This window comes from Kiritimatiellales bacterium (assembly GCA_041656295.1).
GTDB lineage: Bacteria > Verrucomicrobiota > Kiritimatiellia > Kiritimatiellales > Tichowtungiaceae > Tichowtungia.
This window is the reverse complement of record JBBADV010000043.1, coordinates 1-4,184: the sequence shown is the minus strand read 5'-3', so window position 1 is coordinate 4,184 and position 4,184 is coordinate 1. Positions and strand designations below refer to the sequence as shown.

Genomic DNA, 4,184 nt, shown 5'->3' with positions numbered 1-4,184 from the left:
ATCCGTTTACATCTGCGGTTAAACCCTTTTTTTGCGGCTCTGCGTGCAGAATTTCTCTGCGATTTGTGTGAATCGCTGCACCATAGCGCGGCTGTCGCGCAGATACGTTTGCAGCGGAATGAGTCCGAACTCGCTTTCAATGGCGTCCAGATTGATCTCCGGCGATTGCGCCGTAAGCATCATACGTCCGTCGCGTTCCATCAAACGGATATCCATGCTGCCGCCGTATTTTTTGCAAAGTTCCGGCAGGCGGAGCTGATTGTCATCCAGATGATAAATCCGGCGCCGGAAATTCAACGAACAGGTAATCCACGGCGAATGATACCCGAATTGCACCGTCGTTGTCAGCGTGCCGGCTTGCGCGCAAAGACTTCCGTCGCGATCGTAGATCACCGATTCCCACGGAAACGCACAGACCAGCGGCACACCGCAGTTGATCGCCCACGCGCGCATTAATTCACCGGCAAAGGTGTACGCCGGAAAAACCAGCAGATCAACACCGCGTCAATCCAGTGCCAGATCTGATCGGGAAAATTTTCATCAAAACAGATTGCGGTGCCGATGCGCAGTCCATCCAGCATCACCGGCGGCTGATCGCTTTTTCCGGCGCGAATGCCGCGCCGGATTTCCGCCGGTGTCGACACCTTCTTCCGGTAAATTCCGGCAACCGTTCCGGTTAAGATAAATTTTCGAGCATAATATTTTTCCACGCAACGCCGGCAAGGAAAACAGGTAGGGCGGCCAGTCCCTTGGCCGCCAAAAAATAACGGCGCGCAAGGGACTGCGCGCCCTGCCGTTTACCATCAGCGCGCCCTGCGCATTTTGACCTGCAGCATTAAGACCTTCAGACTTGCGACGCTTCCATCCCCGCATTTAAAAACCGAATTCAACGGTGGCTGCACAGGACAAACTGCCGGAAACCTGATTGCCGGTGGCAGTAAATCCGTCCGGCAGTTTTTTCGGAGGCTGATTAAAGAGCAGCTCTATTTCTCCGCCGTGGGCAAAGGTCAGCGCCAGTACGTTTCCGTTCAACGCAGCATCGGTGATTTTTTTATTCGCATCCAAAAGCTGCGGTGTGCCGGTGCGCGGACTGACTGCGAACAGACGGCTGGCGTGCGGTTTTACCTCAAATGTCACTTCACCCGGAAATTTGAAAAGTTCACCGGTCCATACGTCAGTAAGCAGATAGCTGCCGGCCGGCAGTTTTAAATCAGCCGGATCAAAGGCGATTTTCCTGTCGATTTCATCCGTATTAAAGATTCCGACCGTACGCAGCGGTAATGCATCATTTCCAGACAACATGCTGAAGTGCGGCGTGTTAAAATAGAGAATTTCCGCGACATGAGCCCCGGCGGCGCGGTAATCGTAGCGCGCCAGATACACATCCTGTCCGTTATTGGGATTGCAGACGGCTTTCTGTAAATATTTTACGCGCGGATGATCGGGGTGCTGACTCAGCAATCCGGCGATTTCCACCATCGAATGCGTTACCAGACAATAGTTCAGACAAAACAGGGCTTCATCATCATTCAGGCCCGGCAGCAGTCCGACCGAATCGCTGTTGGGAACCATCAAATCGCCGATGTGCAGGGCGAAACACGCCACGCCCCAGAGGAAATTGGTGCGGACGCAATCCCAGCTTCCATGGCCGATATCAATTCCGTAGCGGTAATTAGTGAAGTATTCGCCGAGAAACGGATTGGCCATCACGAGGTCGCAACCGGTTTGCAAATAGCCGTCAGCGGGCAGACGTTTACGGATTTCTTTAAGCCACCAGTCGCGCCATTGATAGCCGGAGGCGTCTTTGTTCGCCAGCAGATCATGGCTGTCTTCAAACGCATAACTCCAGAAATCGTGCTTCATCCCTTCGAACCCGAATTCCAGGAAAAATGTGTCCAGCGCAGATTCCATATAGCAGCGGACTTCAGCCCGGCTCGGATCCAGCGGCGCCGATTTGGCCGTGCGGTAATCGTAGTTGATAAACCACTCCGGATGCTCGTTATAGATCGGAGTGCCTTTGGGACAGAATCCGCCGATCCAAATTGCCGGCCGCAAACCGTACTCGCGGATTTTATCGGCGAACTGTTTCAGCCCATGCGGAAATTTCTGTTTATCAACTCCTTTTCCACCCTCATACGGCATGCCCAAACCGTGGGCGATCTCGAGGCGCGTTGCCTCTGCGGCATAGCCGTCATCAACCTGAAGCCATTGAACCGTCGGATAGTTGCGCCCCAGAAATTCCGCTTCGCGCAGCAGCTGCTCTTCCGAAATATCGCGGAACAGTCCATCGTTCCACGATCCCCAGACCAGCGAATTGCGGTTGATGGCGGTGGCACCGTACATCGGCGGCAGATGCCGGCGGAGTTCTGCCGTGTAGCGGGCGAAAAACTGCTCGAGGTCGTCGGCGTTTTCGGTCGGTCCGAGATACCATTCGTCCACCAGAATTTTACCCGCGGGCAGATCCAGATAAGCAACGGCTTTACATCCGGAAAAAATTTCCAACTTGATTGCCGCGTTATCATGCGACACCAGATAGTTATGATAAAATACCTTCTGGCTTAACGTGCCATGCACCAGTCCACGCTTAAGCTGATAGTTGCTGAGCAGAATCGCCGGAAAAGGCTGATAAGGCGACCGGCCGATGCGTTCACTGACAACACCGGGATCCGCCCAGCGATTACCTGCCTGTGCATCAAACTCGCTGTTACCGGCATCGTCGGCCGTACGGCGGTAATCCACCGGAAAAGTCATCCGCTGATAAATGCGCGGATTTTCGTTATGGTAGAAATAATCATCGGCGGCGGCGGCGCCGAATGTAATGCCGTTCAGCTCCACGCCCAGCTCCGCCAGCTGACACTTTTCCGGCGTACGGAAATAGCGCCGGCAGGTAATTTCATCGCCCTGAATTTGAAAATGAAAATCGTCCTGCCAGCCCGCCGGATAGCGGCACCGATAATGCAGGTAAGACCGTCCGGAAGTTCCGGTAATTTCCACCGGAAATATTTTTCCGGCAGGCGTTACAACAAACGGACGGAAGGAGATCGTTCCGCACCGCATTGATGCCAGCGCGCGTTCCAGCTTTTGCATAAAATTCGTTCCTGCTTATTAATTTTGAAACTCCGAAAGTTTTACCGGCCGGTTTTCATGTGCAGAACGGATGGCGGCGAATGCCACCAGCGTTGCGCTAACAGTGTCGTCAATGCCGCACACCACCGGTCCGCAACCGTGAATCTGCTCCACAAACCGGTCGATGGCATGCGCGTGACCCTTGTCCGGCTCGGCAGTAAACTGTGCCATCGGATCGCCGGTTTTTATCACATCCTCACACGCCGCTGCTTTTTTCTCCAGCCAGCCGAACAGTCCGCCTTCTTGGCCGATGTCCGGATGATGATCGTTCAGCATCGGATAAATGATACGCGCCGGCGCATTCGTAATTCCGGCGGTGCGGACTTCCAGCATGTGGTCGACAACGACCGCCGCTCCGTTGCCGAACATTTCATACAGCTCTTTCGGATAGCCGAATGTTCCGTTGGCGCCCATCAGCAGTGTGGCGATTTCTCCGGTTTTATAGCGGATGATAATTCCGTGATTGAGCATGCCCTGTTCCATCGCCATCACTTCAACCGGCTCAGCCGCCAGAAACCAGTTGCACAAATCGGTGAAGTGCGTCATTTCAAACAGCATCGGGCCGTGCGGCGCCTGCTCTTTATCAAACACCCAGGATTTCCAGCTGTACCAGTCGTCATTAATCCGCACGGACATGGCGGCAGTGCCGTCGTCGGCGCGCGGCGGGCGCTCATCGCCTTCACGGTCAAACCGCCACCGGCAGGGCTGCGGGTTTTCCATGTGGCTGCGGAAAATCCGGTGCGCATCCTGCATCGCCGGGCTGCTGCGCCGATTATGTCCGACGCAAAACGGAATACCGGATTGTTTCACAACGATCTGAATCTCAAACATCTCCTCGAGCGTGCGCGCCACCGGTTTTTCACAATAAACCGGCTTGCCGGCGGCGGCGGCTTCGCGAATCAGCGGCAGCCGCATTTTTTCGGTAGTCGCAATGCAAATAGCATCAACCTCCGGATCGTGAATAACCGTTTTATAGTCGTTGCTGACGTGCAGCACGCCGAATTTATTGCGGCATTCCGCCAGCGCTTCATCGGACAGATCGCAACAGGTGTGCAATA

4 protein-coding genes are annotated in these 4,184 nt (G+C 54.5%); all 4 read right to left on the bottom strand.

Going from position 1 to position 4,184, the window contains the following annotated elements:
- Positions 1 to 18: 18 nt before the first annotated feature.
- Positions 19 to 453 carry a hypothetical protein gene (locus WC959_12870; GenBank protein MFA5690007.1) on the bottom strand — a complete coding sequence of 145 codons (435 nt, stop codon included), beginning with the start codon at positions 451 to 453 and terminating at the stop codon, positions 19 to 21.
- Positions 453 to 710, bottom strand: coding sequence for a hypothetical protein (locus tag WC959_12865; GenBank protein MFA5690006.1), 258 nt, complete (start codon positions 708 to 710; stop codon positions 453 to 455). Before WC959_12865 ends, WC959_12870 begins: the two co-directional genes overlap by 1 nt.
- A 163-nt stretch (positions 711 to 873) precedes the next feature.
- Entirely contained in the window at positions 874 to 3,087 is a 2,214-nt protein-coding gene (locus WC959_12860; protein MFA5690005.1) for an alpha-galactosidase, read from the bottom strand.
- 18 nt (positions 3,088 to 3,105) lie between these two features.
- The coding region (locus WC959_12855) for a Gfo/Idh/MocA family oxidoreductase (GenBank protein MFA5690004.1) at positions 3,106 to 4,184 on the bottom strand (1,079 nt) is incomplete at its 5' end.

Coding starts and splice junctions, on each gene's coding strand:
- WC959_12870 (MFA5690007.1), bottom strand. CDS start 453: ATGCGCGCGTGGGCGATCAACTGCGGTGTGCCGCTGGTCTGTGCGTTT.
- WC959_12860 (MFA5690005.1), bottom strand. CDS start 3,087: ATGCAAAAGCTGGAACGCGCGCTGGCATCAATGCGGTGCGGAACGATC.